The sequence below is a fragment of the Chitinophaga sp. S165 genome, from assembly GCF_003182155.1.
In the GTDB taxonomy this organism is placed as follows: domain Bacteria; phylum Bacteroidota; class Bacteroidia; order Chitinophagales; family Chitinophagaceae; genus Chitinophaga.
Genome location: NZ_QGTG01000001.1, coordinates 1,622,825 through 1,646,165, shown reverse-complemented (window position 1 = coordinate 1,646,165; position 23,341 = coordinate 1,622,825). Strand labels below are relative to the sequence as shown.

Here is a 23,341-nt window from a genome sequence, read left to right as displayed (position 1 = left end):
TTTGTACCCTCAAAGAACAACAGATGAACACAATAGCACATCGTGAAGAAACAGTTCCTAAAGGTATAGTGAACATTCCTAAGAAGAAATTCCTGGACCGCAGCATCACCACCCGCGAAGTAATATTTATTATAGCGCTTACAGCCTGCCTCACGCCCTGGGTATCTCCTCCGGTTGCATTAATGATAGGTTTGGTCATTGCACAGTTCATCGGCCATCCCTTCCTTCACCTGAATCATAAAGCGACACATATATTATTGCAGGTCTCTGTCGTCGGCCTCGGTTTTGGTATGAATATCCATAGTGCGGTAAAGGCAGGAAGTCAGGGTTTCCTGTTTACTGTAGCATCTATTACAGGCACCCTGCTGATAGGCTACATCGCAGGAAAGCTATTGAAGATCGAAAGTAAGACGGCACACCTTATTTCCTGTGGTACCGCTATTTGCGGAGGTAGTGCTATCGCTGCTATCTCTCCCGTTATTAAGGCTGAAGAGAAGCAACTGTCTGTAGCCCTGGGTACGGTTTTTATTCTGAATTCTGCAGCGCTGTTCCTCTTTCCCTTCGTCGGCCATCTGTTGCACCTTAGTCAGACGCAATTCGGCATATGGAGCGCTATTGCCATTCATGATACCAGTTCTGTAGTTGGTGCGGCCAGCAAATATGGTCCCGAAGCACTGGAGATCGCCACCACCGTAAAACTGGCCAGGGCGCTCTGGATCATCCCTGTCGTGTTGTTAACGGCGTTCTGTTTTAAGACAGGTAAACAGCAAATGAAGGTGCCCTACTTTATAGGCCTGTTCATCCTCGCAATGATCATTCACACTTATATACCTATGCAGCCGGTAAGTGATGTGATCGTACAGGTGTCTAAAACAGGACTAACCGTTACATTGTTCCTGATAGGTGCCGGGCTATCCGGTGCAGTGCTCCGCGGCGTAGGCGTCAGGCCGCTGATACAGGGCATACTTTTATGGGCGATCATTTCAGGCGCAGCCTTATGGGCGGTAATGCAGCTGGTGAAATAACGGATCTTTCTTACTGACAACAGTGTTGCAATCTTTCATTACAATTAAATCTGATGATTGACCTATATTTGACCCGGCATTATGAAAGTACTTACATTGATCATATCGATCTATGTACTGCTGATGGCAGTCATCCCCTGTTGCAATTTTGATAATTGCGAAGGGGACAGGCATGATGAGCCGCAGGGAATTTGTTCTCCCTTCTTCAGTTGCCATAACTGCTCAGTACCTGTCGTCATAGAAAAGGCGGTACAGATAGAGCTCATCACGAATATCATTCACACCCCGTATACTGAGTTCCGGGCCATCTCTCTTCCCGGTTACACAGCGAACTGCTGGAACCCTCCCAAAGCATAATACGTCCATATTATTGCTTTATTCATCTTTAAATTAAATCCATGCTCGATAAGATCATCAGTTTTTCCGTACGGAATAAACTGATCGTAATACTCTTTGTCGTCGGGCTGATCGCGTGGGGTATTTACTCCCTCACGAGACTGCCTATTGACGCTTTGCCCGACATCACAAATAACCAGGTACAAATTATTACTACAGCACCTTCACAGGCGGCACAGGACATAGAACGGCTTGTTACATTCCCGGTGGAGCAATCTGTTGCATCCATCCCGGGTATCACTGAAGTACGCTCCTTTTCCCGTTTCGGATTAAGTGTGGTGACAGTGGTTTTTAAGGAAAGTGTCGACGTTTACTGGGCCCGGCAACAGGTCAGCGAACGACTGACGACCGTCAAAGACCAGATCCCCGAAGGGGTAGGTAATCCTGAACTGGCGCCTGTCACCACAGGATTAGGAGAGATATACCAATATGTAGTGCATACGAAGCCTGGTTTTGAAAAGAAATATAACGCCATGGAACTGCGTAGTATTCAGGACTGGATCATCCGCAGGCAATTACTGGGTGTTCCGGGAGTGGCGGATGTGAGCAGCTTTGGCGGCTATCTCAAACAATATGAAATAGCCCTGGATCCGGAGAAACTGCGCAGCATGGACCTCAGTATCACCGATGTGTTCAATGCGCTTAAAAAGAATAACCAGAACACAGGAGGCGCTTATATCGACAAACGCCCTAACGCCTGGTTTATCCGTAGTGAAGGACTGATAGGCAGCCTGGAAGATATCGGTAACGTAGTAGTAAAAACACATAGCAGCGGTATACCCGTATTGATCGATAATGTAGGTAAGGTAGGCTACGGCCATGCCATCCGTTACGGTGCTATGACCCGTAATGCAGAAGGAGAAAGGGTAGGGGCCATTGTTTTGATGCTGAAAGGGGCCAACTCGTCGGCCGTGATCAGGGATGTAAAGGAAAGGATAAAACAGATAGAAAAGACCTTACCGGAAGGCGTATTGATAGAGCCTTTCCTGGACAGGACCAAACTGGTGAACAAGGCCGTTGATACGGTTGTACGTAACCTCGCGGAAGGTGCACTGATCGTCATTTTTGTATTGGTGTTACTGCTTGGCAACCTCCGGGCAGGCCTGATCGTAGCTTCCGTTATTCCGCTGGCCATGTTGTTCGCCGTGTGTATGATGACACTCTTCAATGTATCCGGTAACCTGATGAGCCTCGGTGCTATTGACTTCGGTCTGATCGTAGACGGCGCCGTGATCATTGTGGAAGCTACCATGCATCACCTGGGATTACGTAAAACAGGCACACAGCTCACACAAACCGAGATGGATGATGAAGTCTATACGGCGGCAAGCCGTATCAGAACATCGGCAGCTTTCGGAGAGATCATCATATTGATCGTTTATCTGCCCATTCTGGCGCTTTCAGGGGTTGAAGGGAAGATGTTCCGCCCAATGGCTCAAACGGTCTCATTTGCCATTTTAGGTGCCTTTATCCTTTCATTGACCTATGTGCCGATGGCCAGTGCATTATTCCTGAGTAAAGAAGTCATGCATAAACGCACCATATCTGACAGGATCATGGATTTTTTCCATCGCATTTATAGCAAAGCGCTGGTATTTGTGTTGCACTTCAAACGGACTGTCATCGTTGGCGCCGTGCTTTTATTTGGCGCCAGCCTGTTATTGTTCACACGACTGGGTGCGGAGTTCATACCTTCTCTTGATGAAGGAGATTTCGCCGTGGAAACAAGATTGCTTACAGGCAGCAGCCTTTATGAAACAATAGACGTGGCAGGTAAAGCAGCAGAGATCCTCCTGAAGCAGTTCCCCGATGAAGTGAAAGAAGTGGTTGGGAAGATAGGCAGCTCCGAGATCCCGACAGACCCGATGCCCGTTGAATCCTGTGACCTGATCATCTCCCTGAAAGAACGCTCGCAATGGACGAAGGCCGGCAACAAAGATGAACTAGCAGAAAAAATGACGGAGGCATTAGCCGCTATCCCCGGTGTGAACTTCGGTTTCCAGCAACCCATACAAATGCGTTTCAATGAGCTCATGACCGGCGCCCGTCAGGATGTGGTCGTAAAGATCTATGGGGAAGATCTGGACAGACTGGCTGCTTATGCCCGTAAGGTAGGCAACGTGGTAAGCGGTATACGCGGTGCGACAGACCTGTATGTAGAACAGGCTTCCGGCCTGCCGCAGATCGTGGTGCAATACCATCGTGACCAGATAGCGCGCTTCGGTCTGAATATAGAAGATATCAATACCGTGATCAATACTGCTTTCGCCGGTCAGCGTGCAGGGACCGTTTATGAGGGCGAGAAACGGTATGACCTGGTGGTCAGACTGGACAAACAAAACCGTGCAGGCCTGGAAGACGTATCTGCACTTTACGTTACAGCACCCAATGGCAACCAGGTGCCACTGAACCAGGTGGCGGAGATCAGTCTGAAAGTCGGCCCGAACCAGATCCAGCGGGATGACGCCAAACGGCGTATTGTTGTTGGGTTCAATGTACGTGGCAGGGACGTGGAGAGCATTGTGGATGAGTTGCAGCAGAAGGTCGGTCAGAAGGTAAAAATGTCTCCCGGTTACCATGTAACCTATGGAGGTGCATTTGAGAATCTGCAGCAAGCAAGGTCCCGCCTCAAGGTCGCCGTACCGGTAGCCTTACTTCTGATATTCGTGCTCCTCTATTTCTCTTTTGGTTCTGTAAAACAGGGCTTGCTTATTTACACCGCCATCCCTTTATCGGCAGTTGGTGGTATTGTTGCTTTATGGTTACGGGGGATGTCTTTCAGCATTTCAGCCGCTGTTGGTTTTATAGCCCTCTTCGGTGTAGCCGTACTGAATGGAATAGTGCTCATTGCTGAATTCAACCGTCTGCGCAAAGAAGGACTAACTGACCTGCGCGACATCGTGATGCAAGGCACAGGTACCCGTTTGCGTCCCGTGATCATGACCGCTACGGTAGCATCTCTGGGCTTCCTGCCTATGGCTTTATCGCAGGGTAGCGGCGCTGAAGTACAAAAGCCATTAGCCACGGTAGTCATAGGTGGATTGATAACAGCCACCTTGCTCACCTTGTTCGTATTGCCTTGTTTATACATCTTATCTGAAAAAATAAAAGGTTCCGGAAACATGTCTAAAACAGTGATCATCCTGTTACTGCTGACAGGCCTTCCCATGCTCTCCCGTGCACAGCAGCCGCTTACGCTGGATGGGCTGCTACAGCTTACATTACAGCAAAACAAAGGTCTGCAGGCTGCGGAGGCCGGGGTAGGATATTACAAGCAGTTAAAACGGACCGCCGGTGAGTTGCCCAAAACGGATGTGGGATTAATGTACGGTCAGTACAACAGTTATGTAAAAAATGATAACAACATTACCGTCACACAACGGCTTCCTTTCCCTTCTGTATTCGGTGCACGTGCATCCTTGTACGATGCGCAACTACAGGGAAGCAAACTGCAACAGGCAGCGACTAAACATGAGCTGATATTCCAGGTGAAACAACGCTGGTATCAGCTGCAATACCTCTATGCGTACAGGCAACTGCTGGAACAGCAGGATAGCATCTACCAGCGATTTGTAAAAGCCGCCGATCTTAGGTTCAGGACCGGTGAAACCGGTTTACTGGAGAAAACAGCCGCTACTACAAGACTGGCCGAAATGCAACATCTGAACAGACAGAGCTTTGCAGAGGAACAGGTATTACTGGCCGATCTGCAAGGGCTTTCCGGCAGTGCAATTCCTTTAACCATTACCAAACAAGTCCTTGAGCCATTGCCCGCAGGTACAATGGGAGATACTACGCAACTGCTGCAATATCCTGCCTTGCAGTGGCAACAGCAACAAGTGGTTATACAGGAAAAGGAAAAGAAGCTGGAAGCTAACGCGCTACTGCCTGACCTGTCACTGGGTTATTTTAACCAGTCGCTTATAGCTACTCCGCTGAATAGTGCCGGTACTGCTATTGCCAAAGGCGGCGACCGTTTTCAGGGATGGCATGCAGGTGTTTCCATCCCTTTATGGTTAGGCCCTTTCCGTGCAAAGGTGCGGGCTGCTGAACAACGCAGGATACAGGCTGACTTCAATTATCAACAGTCAAATGTTGAATTAAAAAGCAGGTGGCAGCAGGCCATCGCACAATTCTCGCGCTATAAGAGCAGCCTGGATTATTACCGGGAAACTGCCATGCCCAATGCCATGCTGATAGAGAAACAGGCATTGCTGGGCTATGAAAAGGGGGATGTAGGTTATACTACTTACCTGTTAAGTCTTCAGGAAGTGTTCAACATCCGGGAGGCCTATCTGCAAACTATCCGTGACTATAACAACGCGGTATTGTCATTACAAATGCTGAACGTACAGCAATAATCAATAGAACTATGAAGTATCTTATATATAGCGCCCTGGCTGTTGTTTTAGCCGGTTGCGGTAATAAGACGGAGAAAGAAGCACCGGAAGAACAACATGCTGCGGCAGATGGTGTGATAGCCGAATTGACACCCGCGCAGTATGCCACTGCAGGCGTGCAGACGGGGAAAATAACACCTAAACAGATCAGCAGTAATATCCGTGCCAATGGCAAGCTGGATGTGCCGCCGCAAAGTATGATCACTATTTCCGCACCATTCGGGGCTTTCGTAAAGAACACGGAATTGTTGCAAGGTACGCTGATCCGTAAGGGACAGCTGGTTGTTTCCCTGCAGCATCCTGATCTCATTCAGCTACAACAGGACTACCTGGAGAATAAAAGTCAGCAGGAATACCTGCTGGCGGAATATGAGCGCCAGGAAGCCCTGGCTAAAGAGAACGTCAACGCACAGAAAGTATTCCAGCAGGCCAAAGCAAACTATCTTTCCAACGCTGCCCGTATTAAAGGGTTACAGGAAAAACTGAAGTTGCTCAACATTGACATGGCAGCACTGAATGGTGGAACTATCCAGAGTGTGATCCAGCTGTACAGCCCTATTACAGGTTACGTAACGGCCGTGAATACCAACATTGGCGCTTATGTGAACCCGACTGATAAATTATTTGAGATCGTCAATACAGAGCACCTGCATGCAGAACTCACCGTTTTTGAAAAAGATATTCCCAAATTGAAGCTGGAACAACGGGTCCGTTTTACGCTCGCTAATGAAACAACACAGCGTACTGCCAGGGTACACCTCATCGGCCGTGAGATCAGTAATGAACGTACGGTGCAGGTGCACTGCCATCTGGATAATGAAGACCGGGAACTGTTGCCCGGTATGTACCTCACCGCGTGGATCGAGATCGGTAATGCCATGGTGAATGCCCTGCCGGATGAAGCGATCATCCAGTTTGAAGGCAAGCCCTGTGTTTTTGTTGCGAAGGGACGTGAGGCCGGTGCAGAAGGTAATTATCTCTATGAGATGTTACCCATTGAAAAGGGCAATAGCGAATTAGGCTATACGGAAGTGATCATGCCACCGGGCTTTGATATCAAAGGCGCAGACATTGTTGTAAAGGGCGCTTATGCATTATTTGCTAAGCTCAGGAACACCGAAGAAGAAGATGAGCACGGACATTAATAGCTACTAACGGGAACGGGCCTGCCGCAGACCTTCCTGTAGTACCCTGTCTTCATGACGCATATACTCTTCCGGCGTAGCCTGCACCTGCAGGTGGGGAATAATGCCACGACCGGGATACTTTGGGGGAGTCACATCCATGACATATTTGGTTGTCGGGATCCAGACAGTTACTTTACTGGCGGGAAGCTCGATAGTGATCATTTGTCCGGAGTGATTCCCTTCATATGTTCCTCCGGTTTCCTGACCAATAAAAGTGCCTCTGTGATTACTATATACAACGGAGCAGAATTCTGCCGCTGCAGAATATGTCAGTCCGTCCGTTAATACCCAAAGCGGCCCGCTATAAGGGATAGCAGCAGCTTGTTGCCGGCCCAGGCCTGGCCTTCCCGATAGTTTCTTTTTATCTTTTTCCAGGTAGAGGTAATACCGGAACGGTTGCCTGGTGAGGTAGGAATATAACATGGCGCCATATTCGTCCATACCACCACCATTATCCCGCAGATCGATGATGAGTTTTTGTACGCGTTCCTGTTTTATTTTCCTGAAGGTCTTTTCAAGGAAAGAGGGGTAATTCAGCTGCGCTTTCTGGAAATCTTTTTCATCGAAAGAACCGATACTAAGAATGCATATCTTATCGTCCGTAAAAGTGGCGGATAACAAAGGCTTTTCTGCCGCGGGAACCTTCAGTGTATTGATGACTTTTTCTTCGGCGGCAGGCATTGCAACCGTTTTATGATCTCCGGAAGGAGTAACATATTCAACAGTAAATCCCGCCGAATGGCCATAAGCCAGATAATAATAGAAATAGAAATTCTGATTAAGCGTCAGCTGTTGTTTACTGGTACCGTAGCCATCTGACATCAGATAATCTAACAGCTTTTCCCGTACGGCATCAGCGGGGTGAGAGTTGATACTGATAAGGCGGCTGCCTGCAGGGATCTTGCTGTCAACGCTGTTGATGATAAATATGCTGTCTCCTTTGAAGTAAATGATCAATGGGAGATAGGTGTTTACCGAATGAATAGCTTGTGCGAACCGTGGCGAAGCCCCGGATGATAAATGACCGTCTTTAACAGCACTTAACAGGTTCTTGATAATACCGTAGAATTGCCTGTCGTCCGTATCATCGTGCAACTGCTGATAACAACTGTCAAACAACTGCTCTATTCTGGCCTGGGGAGTATAAGCATAAAGATCGGGATGGACAGCCTCCAGTGTTGTTTTCAGATATCGGATATCAGCTTTAAGTGAGTCTCCACGTTGTGCCGATACAACATGTGAACAGCAAACGAAAATGGCGGCGGACAATAATCTGGTTAGACGGGTGAACATGTACCCAATTTAACGCATATTTATTGTAAGTGGATGAACTCTTTGTACTTCGCTACTGCCTTATCCAGTCTGGCCTGGTCTGTTTTATTGAGAGGAGTGAACATCTGCAGGTCCATCACGATCTCTTTCTTTTTTATGGTGCGTTTCCAGACACCGGCTATTTGTCCCCTGATGAGGATGACATTATTGAAAAGAGGATTGCCTTCACGACTCAGATGATCATCATGTAGTCCGTCGTAGATCACATCCCTGTCTTTATATGCGACGAGATATTCGTCATAGTTAGGCACGAGCAGTATGTTGTTATCCGGGCTTTTGATAGCAGGCGCATCGGAGGGGCCCCAGTATTCAAGATCATAAACGGTATCACTCTTTAGCTGATCTTTTACGAGGTTGAGGCCTTGTCTTGCCATCGTTATGGGTAAGCCGCTCCAGCCAATGAAGTCTTTAAGTGTGGCGGGGCCGTGGCTGTTAAAGTAGCGGAGAGCAAGTGTACCCAGCGCTTCTTCCTTTGTCAGGGATTTTGCGGGAGGAACACGTTCGTCAAACAGGGCATACGTGATCTGTTTATCCCGCTTTGCGCCGTTACAGATCACCATATCAAGTTCCGCTTTTATCAGCAGGAAATTCATCCTGAGATCATTCGTCGGGATCTTCGCTTTATTCAATATAGCCGTCAGTTCGGGCCGGGTCAACTGATTGCCGTCTTTTAAGGCCTTTTCGAATACTTTATTGCTTTTCCGGAACACGGCATCATCCAGCTCGAGTTTCCGGTTGTAGGTACCCATTGACTGAGCTATATAAGGAGCGGTGAGGGTCATCATCCAGCGTACGTCCTTAGGGTGAACAAGGTGCCAGGTAGGTCGGAGAATGTGGGTACGGACAAGTTCCCCGCCGCTGATGGAGGCTTCCATCTGTTGAGCAGTGGCAGCAGGCAATCGCATCCCGACTGCCCATTTGGACATTTCATAATCCTGCGCCTGTACAGCTCCGCACCAGTGTACGAGTTCCGGTGCGGAGTTGAAAACAGGGCTTATCAGTTGCTGATTTGTAAGTCGTTGTTGCAGAAGGTTTTTTGCTGTCATCGGGTAGTATTGTTGATTTTCCAGTACAAAGGAAAGATACGACGATGACAACAGTATGTCAGCAGTCCCCGTCAGGACCACAAGTTTGTCCTTCGACTATTTCCAGACCAGAAGGTTGTGCTTTTTTCCATTCGCCGACAGACTTGTTCAGGACTTCCAGGAAGGTCTCCGAAGCCTGGGCGCCGGATACACCGTACTTACGGTCAAAAACAAAGAATGGAACGCCTCTTACACCGAGAGCTTCCGCTTCAGCAATATCCTGGCGCACTTCCTGTCCAAAAGCCTGACTGTTTACAAGGTCCTGCAAAACACCTTCTTCCAGGCCTATTTCTTTACCCAGGGCAACCAGTGTGGCAGGATCGCTGAAATCCTTTCCCTCTGTAAAATAAGCCCTGAAAAGACGTTCTTCCGCAGCATCGCCCAGCTGGTGCTTTTTAGCCAGCTGGATAAGACGGTGGGCGTCAAATGAATTGGCTACTACCGCTTCATCCATGTTGTATGTTAATCCCAGGGTACTGGCAAGGGCAGTGACCTGGTTATTCATTTGTTCTGCCTGTTCATATGGAATGCCTTTCCTTTTCGACAGATACGCATACAGGTTGTCGCCATGACCGGACTGTATCGTAGGATCCAACTGGAAGCTATGCCATTCTATTTCCACGGTGCCGGCATCCGGGAATTGCTCCATTGCAGCTTCAAATCTCCGTTTACCGATATAACACCAGGGACACATAATATCCGACCAGATCTCAACTTTCATCTTATTAGTATTACTCATAATAGTCTTCATTTCTTTTGTAAAGTTCCGAAAGATGGTTTACTTTCGAAAGTGGTATCCCCGAGGAAAGTACTTTCTTCGAAGAAACTAACTAAGTTAACTTTATGAGCAAAAAACAAGAAGGACCTGAGAAATCTGAAAACTGTACGGAGCATCTCCGTGCTATCCATGACACTATGGATGTGCTGAACGGCAAATGGAAGATTGCCATTATCGGTTCCCTGCGCTTTGGTAAAAGGCGTTTTATGGAACTGCAGCGGGAAGTAGAAGGGGTTGGTTCCAAAATGCTTTCCAAAGAACTGCGTGAGCTGGAACTGAACGAACTGGTAAAAAGGACCGTTTACGATACCAAACCGGTAACGGTAGAATATGAGTTGACTCCTTATGGCAAAACATTGGAGAGTATTATCGACGAAATGGCTAAATGGGGACAGATCCATCGTAAAAGGATCATGCATCCCACAAATCAGTTAGACATGCAGGATGCATTCAGCCATCTTTAACACTAATTATTGCAGAACAACATTTTTTACAAAACGGGAGAAGTAAGCCTTTTCCAGTTCTTCCCTGTGATCAGGATGAGCGATCTCGATCAACGCTTTTGCACGTTGTTTCAGGCTCTTTCCAAACAGGTTGGTCATACCGTATTCGGTGATCACCCAATGCACATGTCCCCTGGTCGTAACCACACCAGCGCCTTCTTTCAGGAAGGGTACGATACGGGAAATACCTTTGTTGGTAACAGAAGGAAGAGCGATAATCGGTTTACCGCCTTCTGACAGGGATGCGCCTCTCATGAAGTCCATTTGTCCGCCGATACCGGAATACTGATAAGTCCCGATAGAATCCGCACAAACCTGCCCTGTCAGGTCAATCTCAATAGCACTGTTAATAGCTACCACCTTCTGGTTTTGCCTGATGATAGACGTATCATTCACATAACTGATGTCCATTACACGTAGCGCGGGATTATCATGCACAAAATCATACAACTTACGGGTACCCGCCATGAAGGCCGTTACTGAGCGGCCGTTATTCAGCTTTTTCTGGCTGTTATTGATCACGCCACTTTCAATTAAAGGGATCACACCATCTGACAGCATTTCTGTATGCAGGCCGAGGTTCTTATGATTGGTCAGATTTTTAAGCACCTGGTCAGGAATACTGCCAATACCCAGTTGCAGGGTAGCGCCATCTTCCACCAGCTGTGCAATGTTATGGGCTATCTTTTCTGTAATAGCACTGGATTGTGCGGAATAGTCCAATTCAGGCAAGGTAGCCTTTTGCCACACGGCAGCATGAAACTTCGACATATGAATGAAACCTTCTCCATGTGTACGGGGCATCAAGGGGTTCACCTGTGCGATCACGTATTTAGCCACATCTACTGCTGCACGGGCAATGTCAACAGATGTACCGAGTGAACAATAACCATGATCATCAGGAGGAGAAACCTGTATGATAGCCACGTCAAGCGGGAGGATGTTCTTCCTGAACAACTGTGGTATCTGACTGAGGAAAATGGGAACATAGTCACCGTCGTCACTATTCACCACAGCCCGGTTGGCGGCAGAAACAAACAGTGAATTGACATAGAAACTTTCCCGGTATGATGGATTATCAAAATCAACGTCTCCGAGGGTTGTAATACTGACCAGTTCTACGTTCTTCAGATCGGAATGCCTGTTCTGCAAGGCCTTGAGCAGGTGTGCAGGAGTAGCGGCACTGCCATGAATAAATACCCTGTTCCCTGATTCTACACATTTCACGGCTTCCGCCGCTGTTATATATGGTATACTAAGCATAGTATATTGTTTAATTAATACTACAAAAGTATATCGGGATCAGCACCTGAAATATGACATTGGTTAGCAGAAAAGATGATATATGTTAGAAAGCGAGTTGCCCCTGCACGTATTGTACTTTGGGAACTGCGGGCTGATAGTTGGTACTGATATGATAGACCGCTGTTTCCACATCACGGGAGGCCACAATGATCTCGGTCTGTCCTGCATGCTGGCGGAAGAGTTCGAGCACCAGTTCCGGATTGTTATTATCCCTGGAAAGGTGGGATAACAGCAGGTGGCTCATATAAGGCGGCTTATGCGCTTTGAACAGCTCCAGCGCCTGTTTATTTGAAAGATGGCCTTTCCCTCCACGAATACGTTTCTTCAGGTAAAAAGGATATCTGCCTTTCTCCAGCATCTGCTCATCATAATTAGCTTCCAGGAAGGCGGCATGACATTGGTTGAAATGCCGGATCAGGTGATCGCAGGGGGCGCCGATATCTGTAAATACGCCTATCCGGATCTCCTTACTGCTGATCATAAAGCTGCGGGGCTCTATGGCGTCATGAAATTTCGGAAATGCTGTGATGCTAAGTTCTCCTATTGCCACCGGTGCATATTCATCGAACGTTCGTACATAAAGTGCATCGAGGTTGAGGTTACCATGTTGCATGGTATTTTCCGTAATATAAACCGGCAGGCTGTATTTCTTTGACAACACTTCCAATCCCCGGATGTGGTCGGAATGTTCATGAGAGATGAAAATAGCTTTGACACTGTCCATCCGCAATCCCAGGCGCTTCATCCGTCTTTCCGTTTCACGGCAGGAGATACCCGCATCTACCAGGACCGCTTCTGTTGCATTCCCGATATAATAACAGTTCCCGTTGCTGCCCGAATTGAGTGACGTAATTTGCAGTGACATAGCACTGCAATATTAGCTAAAAATTTTAGTCATTTAACAATCCATTCATGAATACCGGAAGCATTTTCTGCCGGTAACTGTATTTCGAGCTTTAGGGCGCTTGTTTTCACGGGTTCAAACTGCACGCTATCGTATTTATCCTTTGTGACCGTGTATGGGGCAACGTTTTTCACCGGTATCCATTGATCGCCTTGTTTGTACAGTATGCGCCATGAAGCAGGGATGCGGCAATCTCCGAACGGGCTGTCATCATACCAGTATACCTGGGAGCCCGATACCGTGTATTCCTGGTCAAAATCATACTGTACCCATTCCAGCGTATTATGTTTTGGCCACCAGTGGAGATACATCGAGTTATTATCATGAGAATTTGATGGTTCGTATTGATCGTTCAGCGCTATGTACATCCGCTTATTCGATGTGGAGGCGCTGATCTTGCTTTTGGAAGCGATAGTAGGCGCCGGTTTAGGCCGTGCGGCTGCTGCTTCGTAGGGGATCCAGACGGTCATTTCCGAAGGACCCCGGTTAGCCCACGAGTAGTAGGGGATGGCAGTCACTGTCTGTGTAGTGCTCACCAGCTGATCCGAGTTCAGTTGCCTGGAAGTTGCTGTACCAGGCATTTCCAATACTGTTACGCCGTTGAGGAGATCTGGCTTGTATACAGCATTAATAACCGCATTTTTGTCGACTACAATATTCTGCACAGCGGCATCTTTATTGTCAGGTCCTTCCAGGCAATACATCAATGGTCCGCGTTCCAGTGCAAAGCGGCTGGTATCACTTTTTACCGCAGCATTGGCCAGGATCTTCTGTACCTGCATGGGGAATGCCAGTTTGATCTTATCGCCCGCTTTCCAGGTACGTTGAATGACCGCATAACCCTTTATCATGTTATATTTTACCGGCTGATCATTCAATAATATTTCGAAGGATCTTTTAGCTGCGCTATCCGCGTCAAAATAAAGATTGCCGGGAACAGGTTTTCCTTTTGCCCATTCCGGAATACGGACGTGTAATGCGAAAGCCGTAGCACGGGCAGGTTTAATAGTAATGTCTACCGTGCCATCCCAGGGATAGTTCGTTTCCTGGGTAACAGAGATCTTTCCTGCCGGTAGCTGAATATTTGCAGTGTTTCCCGCAAAGAGATTCACATACAGGTTGTTCTTATTTTGTGCGTAGATATAACCGGGCATGGAAGGCAGGAAGCGGGTCATATTGGAAATGCAGCAGGCGCACCCGAACCAGGCGCTTCTTTGATGCTGTCCCATTGAGGCCAGCGGATTAGGATAGAAGAAACGATCGCCACTCAGCGAAACGCCGGACAGCAGCCCGTTATATAGCGTACGTTCGAGGATGTCCACATACTTTGCATCGCCATGAAGCAGGAACATCCTGCTGTTCCAGTAAACATTGGCAATGGCAGCACAGGTTTCTGCGTAGGCCGACATATTCGGCAGTTCATAAGGTTTGCCAAAAGCCTCACCATTGCCGGTAGCGCCGATGCCACCAGTGATGTATAGTTTCTTTTCCACTACGTCATGCCAGATATCGTCTATGGCATGCAGGTACTGCTGATCGCCGGTCAGCGCAGCAACATCCGCCATACCCGTATACATGTAGGTGGCACGTACCGCATGTCCTACAGCTTCATGCTGGTCCACCACTTTTTTGTACGACTGGTTATATTCGCCGCTGTGTGGTTTGCCGGGGCCGCGTACGTCAAGGAAGAACTTCGCCAGGTCAAGATAGGACCTGTTACCGGTTACACGGTACATTTTTGTAAGCCCTGTTTCAACGATCTGATGACCGGGAAAACGTTCCTCTTTTCCAAAACCGAATGTCTGCACCAGCAGGTCGGCATTTTTTATGGCGATGTTCAGGAGATTCTTTTTACCCGTAGCCTGGTAGTGCGCCACTGCCGCTTCGAACAGGTGACCGGAATTGTATAGCTCATGACTGAGGTCTTCCTCTTCTTCCCATCTCTTTGTACCGATCCAGCGATGAGGCTTGGGGGCGTTCATCGTACGGAAGGTATACAGGTAACCGTCTTTTTCCTGGGCAGCGCCGATAATGGCGATGAGGGTGTCCAGGTATTGTTCCAGTTCCGGATTTTTCTTCATTTGCAGGCTGTAGGAGGCACCTTCTATGACCTTGTAGAGGTCAGTATCGTCGAAGGTATATTCAGTCATTGTATCGGCTGGTAATACATGTGCCGCCCGTTTGAAATTATCGATCCTGCCGGTACGCCGGCATTGTTCCAACGTATAGGGAATTGTAACATCCGCATTAACTCGTATTTTTGGCGCCCAAAAGCTATCCGTTACCTGTACCTGGGTAAAGGCGACAGGCTGAATGGGGTAATCCTTTTTTAGCTGTGCCTGTGTCAATATGCTGACGCCGGCCAGCGGAATGAAAATGATAGCAGATAATTTCATACAACGAAGACGATTTTGGCAATGACTAAAATTATCGATAGTTGTGTGACTGTGATGAAACTATATTAATCAGAATTGGTCAGATTTTATCAAAAATGAGCGAGAGCGGTCACCGTTATTTTATCATCAACAAACCATACAACATGGTTTCACAGTTTATCAGCCCTGATAAGGTCAGGCTGCTGGGAGACCTTGATTTTGACTTCCCGGAAGGTACGCATGCCGTGGGAAGACTGGACAACAATTCTGAAGGATTGCTCATCCTTACTACCAACAAAAGAGTAACCCGCCTGTTATTTGAAAGTGAGCAGCCGCATAAACGGACTTACCTGGTGATGGTGAAGAACGTCGTAAGTCAGGAAACAGTAGAACAACTGGAAAAGGGTGTGACCATCCGTATAAAAGGTGGCGTTGACTGGGTAACGACCCCTTGCAAGGCGGAGATCGTCGAAAAACCGGCCTATATCAAACCCCGGGAACATCATCCGGTGAAAGAGTTCCTGCCGCATTCCTGGCTGACGATCACCCTGACAGAAGGGAAATACCACCAGGTGCGTAAGATGACTTCCGCCATCAGGCATCATTGCGACCGCCTGATACGTATTTCGATCGAAGATCTGGAGCTGGGCGATCTGCAACCGGGAGGTGTAAAGGAGATGGAAGAAACTGAGTTTTTCCGCCTGCTGAAGATCGAAAACTGGCAGTCTGAAGCGTCAATATTGCCGCAGGAATGAGCAATATGGCATCAGTTTACTGTTGATATTCTTGTTATTTTGCCTGCTTCCATTATCATACTTAAAGAATCTATTATGTTCAAACCATTCAGGCTTACAGGCGCAGTGGTCTTCAGCGTATTACTGGGCATTTCTGTTGCCCGGGCGCAGGAGGCAGATCCTGTACGTTATGCTTTAGTTCCTTATCCGCAGGAACTGGTAGCCCGTCAGGGAGAATTTGTGATCACTGCGAAGACCAAACTGGTATTACCTGCAAACAAGACATTTTTCAGCAATGAAGTGGCGCAATTGCAGTCGCTGGTAAAACAGGGATTGGGCAAAACGCTGCCTGTTTCCGCAACCGCTGGTACAGGTGCTATCGTATTAAAGCAGAACGATCAGCTGACAGGAGAGGAGGACTATACGCTGGATATAACTTCACAGCAACTGGTGATCTCCGCGAAAACACCTACAGGTATGTTCCGCGCTTTGCAGACAGTCCGCCAGCTGATGCCGGCTATTATCGAAGGCGTAAAGATTGGAAAACTCGTAAAGATCACTGTACCGGCTGTACAGATCACGGATCATCCGACGTATAAATGGCGTGGTATGCACCTGGACGTATCCAGGCACTTCTTCTCCGTCGATTATCTGAAGAAGTACATCGACCTGCTGGCATTGTACAAAATGAACAAATTCCACCTGCATCTGACCGACGATCAGGGCTGGCGTATTGAGATCAAAAAATATCCGCTGCTGACAGAACAGGGAGCCTGGAGGGAATTTAACAACCAGGATTCCGTATGTATGCAGAAAGCGAAAACGAACCCTGATATGGAGATCGACAAATCCCATATCATCCAGAAAAACGGTAAGACGCTTTACGGCGGTTTCTATACGCAGGCGCAGATGAAAGACGTGATTGCCTATGCGGCGGCGCGTCATATAGACATCATCCCTGAAATTGATATGCCAGGCCACATGATGGCGGCTATCAAAGCCTATCCTTATCTGAGCTGTGAGGGAGGTTCTACCTGGGGACCATTGTTCACCACACCGATCTGCCCATGTAATGAAAAGACCTTTGAATTTGCAGAGAATGTGTATGCAGAGATCTTCGCGCTGTTCCCTTCCGAATATGTTCACCTGGGCGCAGATGAAGTAGAGAAGAGCAGCTGGGCAAAATCACCGTTGTGCGAACCTGTGATGAAGGCCAATAACCTGAAGACAGTAGAAGAGCTGCAAAGCTACTTTGTGAAGAGAATGGAGAAGTTCTTCAATTCCAAAGGTAAAAAGCTGATCGGCTGGGATGAGATCCTGGAAGGCGGTATCAGCCCTACTGCTATCCTGATGTACTGGCGCAGCTGGGTGCCTGATGCGCCTGTAAAGGCGGCAAAGAATGGCAATACCGTGATCATGACGCCTGGTAATCCGCTTTACTTCGATGGCATTCCTGACCGCAATTCTGTTTCTAATGTGTATCATTTCAATCCTATTCCAAAAGGGTTGACAGCTGAAGAAGCGAAGACCATCATCGGTGCACAGGCTAATATGTGGACAGAATGGATCCCTTCCGAAAAACGTGCAGACTTTATGTTCATGCCTCGTATGACGGCATTGGCGGAGGTACTGTGGACGAATCGTCAGGATTATGATAACTATCTGAAAAGGCTCAACGGCCAGTATAAAAGACTGGACCAGCTGAAAGTACATTACCGCATGCCTGACCTGGATGGTTTCACTGACGACAATGTCCTGGTAGGTAAGACCGTCCTGAAACTGGAAAAACCAGCGCCTGGTATCACCATCCGCTACACTACCGATGGTACGGCTCCGAATGTGAAGTCGCCGGCCTTACCGGACGCGTATATCGTTCCTGGTCCTGGTACTATTAAACTGGCTTCATTCAGCCCTTCCGGCAGCATGAGTGATATTTACACCCTGAACTATCGTCAGCAATCATTCTTCCCGCCTGCAAACGTAAGTGGTTTACAGAACGGTCTGCAATTGCAGTATTTCAACGGGTCCTATAAAGGCGTAGGTAAATTACCTGCAAAGGAAGACAGCCTGGTAAATGTAAATAACGCCATCATTCCTGAAGGAATGGGTAAAGGCGGTAAAGCCTTCGGTGCTAAACTGACCGGCTATATCAATGTTCCGGAAACGGCTATTTACAGCTTCTTCCTGACAGCTGACGACGGTGCTAACCTCTACATAGAGGGCGATAAGGTAGTAGATAACGATGGCTGGCATGCACCGGTTCAGAAGAGTGGTCAGGTAGCATTGCAGAAAGGTCTGCATCCGTTTGAACTGAAGTTTGTTGAAGGCGGCGGCGGTTATACGCTAAAGCTGGAATACAGGGTGAACGGAGGCAAGATACAGTCAGTGCCAGATTCCTGGTTCCAGAGAAAATAAGCATACTTTTATAGCAAAAGATAAGCCGTCTCATTACGAAATGAGACGGTTTTTTTTATGTATAGATCAATAAGTCAAAGAACTGTCTTGGAAACGCCCAAGCCCCGGTTGCTGGTACGTTTCCGCGATTTATTATGCAATATTAGGGAAGATTTAAAAGCAGTTTTGGACAATGTATACAGGGCGCAAAATCATGTATACAGGACGCAAAAATGAGGGGATGAAATGCATTTATCATCTCGTTGACCCGCGTTAACCCCGTTAGGAATAACAACCACGGATGTCAACTGATAACAGGAATAATCTGCCATTGTGCTCTCATTATACAAGGCTTATACAAGGCTTATACAAGGATTATCTTACGTTCATCTTACGTCTTTGAACGTAAGATGAACGTAAGATAATCCTTGTATAAGCCTTGTATGAAGCAGATAAAGAGAGCTGTAACCCGGTAAGGTACCGAGGAGTAAAGCGTCAGTTTTTCACCTGGTTATGTGACGCCGATCCGCTACGCATATTCCTTGCGTATCTCCGCTTTACTTTTATGCCTCACAATAACCGTATGTATTGAAACGCAAATAATTGTTGAAAAATAATCTTGACAATTTTGCGGGAAATTTTCAAATATTCGGAATAATGTATTTCTTTGCAGTCAGTTAGTCAGTATACCTATGGTTAAGTTGGAAATGTTCGTATTTACCAGGCGTTGTTAACCGTCCCGTACCTGTACTGTGTGCTTGGTTTTTTGTGCTTCAAATGAGACGGGACTAAAGGTCCTGGAAATCAACCTTATGAGCTAATTCATAATATTTTGTTAGGGGACTCTATATCTATTACGGAAGGACAATATCTTCCTGTATACCTATGCATGTTCCTTTGAATTATAATGCATTGTTAACATAATTTATACCGATAGATACTACCGGTCAGGGATGTCTGAGCGTATAGATCAACGCCGCTTTTTTAATAAAGTCGTTGCGAATGGCATTGCTATGTTTTTACCGATCAATAATTTGAACTGAATAACGCTTAATATTTTATGCATATCAAAACTGCTTTGGCTTTTTTAATATTGGGGATGTCTGCTGTGGCAGTACGGGCTCAAACGATACCTAACCTCCAGTTGGTTACTGATCAGGGAAGCACCACCACAAAAAATATCCTCATCTTCAATCCGGACGGATTAAATATCGGTGTTGATGCAAGTACAGGATACACCACCAAAACCCATTTTCTCAGACCATCACCGGCAGAGTCCAGAACATTGCGTTTTGACTGTACTTCAAATACAACCACCGGCGGCTGGGAATTTTATAATTCACAGTTAGGCAGGTCCGTAATGTTCATTAAACAGGCTTCCGGTTTCGTTGGTATCGGTACTACAGACCCTAAGGCTAGATTGTCAGTTAACGGTGATATCTATGCGAAGAGAGTAAGAGTAACACCTGATGACTGGCCGGATTTCGTATTTGAACCTGCTTATGAACTGCCGTCATTGCAGGAGCTGGAAAGTTTTATTGCATCACATAAACATCTCCCGGGAATTCCTTCTGCGAAGGAAGTAAATGAACAGGGTATTGATCTCGGTGAGAACCAGGCGAAATTGTTGCAAAAGATAGAAGAGATGACCTTATACCTGATCGAACAGAATAAAAAATTCGCAGGCCTGGATGAAACCATGAAAGCGCAGGATAAAATGTTTGCGGACCAGGAGCAGCGTTTAAAGGAGTTGAGGACAAAAATTGAACACAAATAGCCGATCGGAGGAGTACCTATGAATTGCAAATTGCTTTTTTCCATATTCATTTTCGGAGGGGCGGCTTTGAGCGTTCAGGCCCAAACAACGCCAGACTTAGAGGCTGTGACCACCCAGGGTAATAGTACCACAAACAGTATTACAGTCAGGAACCTTGAGGGTATAAGAATAGTGACAGATCCGCTCAATATGACCGTCGGTACACATACTTTAAGACCTTCCCCGGTTGATCCCGGTGTAATGCGTTTTGATTGTGGCTCGAATACTGTTTTGTCGGGATGGGAGTTTTATAACTCACTAACAAATAAGTCATTGATGTATATACGGCAAAACACCGGCGCTATCGGAATCGGCACTCCCAATCCGAAAACGCGACTGGCGGTAAACGGTGAGATGCTGGCAAAGAAGGTAAGGGTGACAGGTAAAGACTGGGCTGACTACGTATTTGAATCCTCCTACCAGCTGCCATCATTGCAGGAAGTCGAACACTTTATAGCAAAACATAAACATCTCCCTGATGTTCCTTCTGCAAAAGAAGTGATCAGTGATGATCTGTACCTGGGCCAGAACCTGACGGTGCTGTTGAAGAAAGTGGAGGAAATGACCCTATACCTGATAGCACAGGACAAAAAACTGAATGCGTACGAACAACGCATAAACGATAGAAAACAAATGCTTGCCGACCGTGAGAAGCTCCTGTCAGAACTGGAGGCAATGGTTGGAAATAAATAATTGCATCATTATGTATAGAATGTACAAAAGGGCATTGCCTGCAATGGCTTGTCTGATGGTATGGCTGATGCCTGCTGCTTTTGCTGACCCATTAATACCCCGCGTTTTTCAGGATAGTTTGCCTAATGATCTGGCGACGAGAAGTTTGTCAGGTCAGCCTGCATTAAAGTCGGCGGTGGTAAATGCCATTAATAACCGGACGCCTGGTCTGCATCCGCAGGATACGGTATCGCCTGCGCTTCCTTTTAACAAGTTCGGACTGAGTGGTCTTAACCCGGGAGCCAGGATGCAATTCGTACAATACATGAACGCAGGTAATACTGCGACAGGCATTACCAAAATGCAGGGGTTCTTTGATGGTATGAAGGACAGTAGCAAGCAAGCCCGTTATATAGATAATAAGTTACGTGGATTCTATGCACTGAAGGGACAACAGCTCCCCGGCAATTTATCATTGCCCGGAAAACCGGAGAACAAATTGAAAGGCGCTTCCTGGACATCAACTTACAGTGATTCAACTGCAATGATGTCCGGTTGGTGGAATGAAGGAGTTGTGCAGGATGTTTTTTCTGTTGGTAGTATTCCTTTCCAATTGAATTACTCCACTTTATCAGGATACGACTACAGCAATGCCGCTTTACAGGATGCCCACTTCATGAAGATTTCCTTCAATCGTGAGGAATACATGAACAAGATCAACCAGCAGTTGCAGAAGAAATATGACCTGAAGAAATATTTCCTGGAAGACCTGGATGTGAAAAGCAGCATGAAAAAGTACGCGGGAGATCAGCTGTCAGCTATCAAAGGCAACGGCGATAGTACGCGTGGGAAATTATCTCCGGACCAGATCATGTACCTGGACAGCACCCAGTTAAGTAATGTCCTGATCAACCAGGGCGATACATCCGGCGGTTATTATAATAAGATCATGGCATTGAAAAAGCAACTGGGTGGTGTGAAAGAGATGAACCAGATGCTGGGCAGCGAGAAACGTGTAAAGGGAAATATTGAAGGATGGCTGCAACAGCCGCAGAATACTTCCCGTGTAGCGGGTGATTTACTGCATCTCAGTCCTTTACAGCGATTGATGATGAATATGAAAGACCTGAAGGTCGGCAGTATCGGCGCTAATGCCAGCAAGGGAACGATGTCAGACCTCTTTATGACCGGTGCTGCAGGTTCCTTCCTGAAAAGTAACAAGTTCATTATGCTCGCCGCAGGTAAGAGTAATGAATTAGGTGTACAGGATGCAGGTTTGCAATCAGCAACCGGCCGTGGAAACTATAGTATGCAGTTCATACGCCTGGGCCGTGGAGATATTGGCAGTAAACAAAGCCATGTGTCTGTACTGAATGCGAATTCAAAACCACAGCAACAGTATGGTTTCAATACATCTGCAATCAGCCGGAATGTATTTGTAGGCTCCGTTTCACAACAGATAGGTCTGGGTGAATTAGGAACGCTGGATTTTGAATTGTCTAAATCATCAAGTCAGTTTGGTAATAATAGCCAGGATGCCGCTGCGGTTTCTAAATCTGCCGCCGGACAGTTCCTGGACGATATATGGGCTACTGCTTCTATCGGCATGGCTTATAACGGTGATGTAAAAAAGATTGGACTTACCCATAAAGTATACGTCAACTATGCTGGTCTGGGATATGTGAACCCTGGTGCTCCATTTGCCAGCAGGGGTACATTACAGTATGGTTTTAATGTGAAACGCACATGGTTGCGTAACAAGGCTACCGTAAGCCTGCGTACGGATATGCGTAATCTGCCGGTTTCTCCGCTTACCGACAATAAACGTAAAAGCCAGCAGTATGCTTTTGATGCGCGCTACCGCTTTACCCGCCGCTTTACACTTGGTATGAACTTGCTGCAGAATACGCTGAAGGAAACCACAGAAGGTGAGAAGCATACTGCATTCCTTAACCGGAAGATATCTTTCACCAGCCAGGCAAATGGTAAAATAGGAGGTAAGCCTTTCAGTAATAACAGTAGCCTCGGATTGCAGCAGCTGAATTACATGCAGCCGGATGCTCCACTGAAAAGCCTTTTCGTGAATGCAGCGTCTATGCAAACATGGATGGCCGGACCAGGTATGGTAATGGTGAGCGCCATGTACAGCCGTGATGTGAAAAACGCCGCAGTTTATAATAACCTGTTGAATACCGAAGGCGGTTATCAGTACACGCTGTGGAAATTGTCCTGTGGCAGTTCACTGATCTACATGGACAGCAAAGATGTGGTTACACAGATCGGTCTGCGTCAGCAAGTTGCTGCGCAACTGTTGAAACACTGGAGCCTGAGCATTTCAGCCGACGGGCGTCATAACCTGAGAAATACAAGTGCCAACTATTACTATGGAAAGTTCAATACAGCAATGTCTTTGAATTACCAGATAAACTAACAGC

16 protein-coding genes are annotated in these 23,341 nt (G+C 47.0%); 10 read left to right on the top strand and 6 right to left on the bottom strand.

The window, feature by feature from the left end; all coding sequences use genetic code 11:
* Positions 1 to 23 precede the first annotated feature (23 nt).
* From C7475_RS05925 to C7475_RS05915, 4 genes are all read left to right on the top strand, one after another.
* Positions 24 to 1,025: a YeiH family protein gene (locus C7475_RS05925; RefSeq protein WP_110052181.1), complete on the top strand. Its 1,002-nt coding sequence runs from the start codon at positions 24 to 26 to the stop codon at positions 1,023 to 1,025.
* 81 nt (positions 1,026 to 1,106) lie between these two features.
* Positions 1,107 to 1,382 carry a hypothetical protein gene (locus tag C7475_RS32755; RefSeq protein WP_146217488.1) on the top strand — a complete coding sequence of 92 codons (276 nt, stop codon included), beginning with the start codon at positions 1,107 to 1,109 and terminating at the stop codon, positions 1,380 to 1,382.
* Positions 1,383 to 1,423: 41 nt separating this feature from the next.
* On the top strand, positions 1,424 to 5,782 hold the full coding sequence (locus C7475_RS05920; RefSeq protein WP_110052179.1) for a CusA/CzcA family heavy metal efflux RND transporter: 4,359 nt from the start codon (positions 1,424 to 1,426) through the stop codon (positions 5,780 to 5,782).
* Between the two features lie 11 nt (positions 5,783 to 5,793).
* Positions 5,794 to 6,966 (top strand): efflux RND transporter periplasmic adaptor subunit, encoded by a 1,173-nt coding sequence (locus tag C7475_RS05915; protein ID WP_110052177.1) that lies wholly within the window; start codon positions 5,794 to 5,796, stop codon positions 6,964 to 6,966.
* 6 nt (positions 6,967 to 6,972) lie between these two features.
* On the opposite strand, the gene C7475_RS05910 is transcribed toward C7475_RS05915, so the two are convergent.
* From C7475_RS05910 to C7475_RS05900, 3 genes are read right to left on the bottom strand one after another with little or no spacing between them, the layout of a single operon-like run.
* Positions 6,973 to 8,301 (bottom strand): S41 family peptidase, encoded by a 1,329-nt coding sequence (locus C7475_RS05910; protein ID WP_110052174.1) that lies wholly within the window; start codon positions 8,299 to 8,301, stop codon positions 6,973 to 6,975.
* A gap of 20 nt (positions 8,302 to 8,321) precedes the next feature.
* Entirely contained in the window at positions 8,322 to 9,386 is a 1,065-nt protein-coding gene (locus C7475_RS05905) for a winged helix DNA-binding domain-containing protein (protein WP_110052172.1), read from the bottom strand.
* A gap of 58 nt (positions 9,387 to 9,444) precedes the next feature.
* Positions 9,445 to 10,164 carry a DsbA family oxidoreductase gene (locus C7475_RS05900; protein WP_233259770.1) on the bottom strand — a complete coding sequence of 240 codons (720 nt, stop codon included), beginning with the start codon at positions 10,162 to 10,164 and terminating at the stop codon, positions 9,445 to 9,447.
* 104 nt (positions 10,165 to 10,268) lie between these two features.
* On the opposite strand from C7475_RS05900, the gene C7475_RS05895 reads away from it, so the two are divergent.
* Positions 10,269 to 10,667 (top strand): helix-turn-helix domain-containing protein, encoded by a 399-nt coding sequence (locus C7475_RS05895; protein ID WP_110052169.1) that lies wholly within the window; start codon positions 10,269 to 10,271, stop codon positions 10,665 to 10,667.
* A gap of 6 nt (positions 10,668 to 10,673) precedes the next feature.
* Here the strand turns inward: C7475_RS05895 and C7475_RS05890 are convergent, their stop codons facing one another.
* From C7475_RS05890 to C7475_RS05880, 3 genes are all read right to left on the bottom strand, one after another.
* Complete coding sequence (locus C7475_RS05890) at positions 10,674 to 11,969, bottom strand: acetyl-CoA hydrolase/transferase family protein (protein ID WP_110052167.1); 1,296 nt, start codon at positions 11,967 to 11,969, stop codon at positions 10,674 to 10,676.
* 85 nt (positions 11,970 to 12,054) lie between these two features.
* Positions 12,055 to 12,876, bottom strand: coding sequence for an MBL fold metallo-hydrolase (locus tag C7475_RS05885; RefSeq protein ID WP_110052164.1), 822 nt, complete (start codon positions 12,874 to 12,876; stop codon positions 12,055 to 12,057).
* 29 nt (positions 12,877 to 12,905) lie between these two features.
* Positions 12,906 to 15,311: a beta-L-arabinofuranosidase domain-containing protein gene (locus C7475_RS05880; protein WP_110052162.1), complete on the bottom strand. Its 2,406-nt coding sequence runs from the start codon at positions 15,309 to 15,311 to the stop codon at positions 12,906 to 12,908.
* Between the two features lie 95 nt (positions 15,312 to 15,406).
* Here C7475_RS05880 and C7475_RS05875 point away from each other — a divergent pair, with 95 nt between their 5' ends.
* The 5 genes from C7475_RS05875 to C7475_RS05855 all read left to right on the top strand — a co-directional run bounded on the left by C7475_RS05875 (position 15,407) and on the right by C7475_RS05855 (position 23,337).
* On the top strand, positions 15,407 to 16,045 hold the full coding sequence (locus C7475_RS05875) for a pseudouridine synthase (RefSeq protein ID WP_110052159.1): 639 nt from the start codon (positions 15,407 to 15,409) through the stop codon (positions 16,043 to 16,045).
* Positions 16,046 to 16,120: 75 nt separating this feature from the next.
* Positions 16,121 to 18,439, top strand: a complete 2,319-nt coding sequence (locus C7475_RS05870) for a family 20 glycosylhydrolase (protein WP_110052157.1) — start codon at positions 16,121 to 16,123, stop codon at positions 18,437 to 18,439.
* A 1,039-nt stretch (positions 18,440 to 19,478) separates the two neighbouring features.
* Complete coding sequence (locus tag C7475_RS05865; protein WP_110052154.1) at positions 19,479 to 20,195, top strand: hypothetical protein; 717 nt, start codon at positions 19,479 to 19,481, stop codon at positions 20,193 to 20,195.
* A gap of 18 nt (positions 20,196 to 20,213) precedes the next feature.
* Complete coding sequence (locus C7475_RS32750) at positions 20,214 to 20,927, top strand: hypothetical protein (protein WP_146217487.1); 714 nt, start codon at positions 20,214 to 20,216, stop codon at positions 20,925 to 20,927.
* Between the two features lie 10 nt (positions 20,928 to 20,937).
* Positions 20,938 to 23,337, top strand: coding sequence for a hypothetical protein (locus C7475_RS05855; protein WP_146217486.1), 2,400 nt, complete (start codon positions 20,938 to 20,940; stop codon positions 23,335 to 23,337).
* Positions 23,338 to 23,341: the final 4 nt, after the last annotated feature.